General features: G+C 45.5%; 1 protein-coding gene. It reads right to left on the reverse strand.

Annotation, left to right across the window (positions count from 1 at the left end; genetic code table 11):
* Nucleotides 1-77 precede the first annotated feature (77 nt).
* Nucleotides 78-571 (reverse strand): ParA family protein (locus A3751_RS01515; protein ID WP_156492169.1); only part of this gene is annotated, 494 nt, incomplete at its 5' end.

A 571-nucleotide genomic window follows, 5' to 3' on the forward strand; every position in this document is an offset into this window, starting at 1 on the left:
AGATAGTCACCAATGATCTCATCATTTCCCACGGAATTGTTTTCCTTAAGAGAAATGTGCAAATGCCCTCGCTCCCGCTATATCCCGTTAGGTGTTTTTTCTAACAGAGTTTCAAGCAATTTTTTATACGCTCTAACGCCGTGAGTCGCAGCGTCAAGCTCGGAAGGAACAAGCCCTTGCATACTTGCATCTCGAAACTTCGTATCTACCGGGATAGCGAACTTCCACACGTTGTCACCCCATGTTTGTTTGATGGTTCTCAGACTCTGAGTTGACGCCTGAGTTCGGCGGTCAAACATTGTAGGCAAAATCATGTGCTGCAAATTGCTTTTCTGGGATCGAATCACCATCGTTAAGGTGTGCATCATTCTTTCCAATCCCTTAATCGCTAGAAACTCGGTTTGAACAGGTACAACAAGCTGCTGACTAGCGGCCAAAGCGTTAATCATCAGCACTCCTAAAGAAGGAGAGTTATCGATCAGAACGAAATCGTATTGATCCCACAACAAAGCGAGGGTCTTAGAGATGATTAAACCCATACCATCAACGCCGACCATTCGACGCTCAAGCG

The organism is Oleiphilus sp. HI0080 (assembly GCF_001635135.1).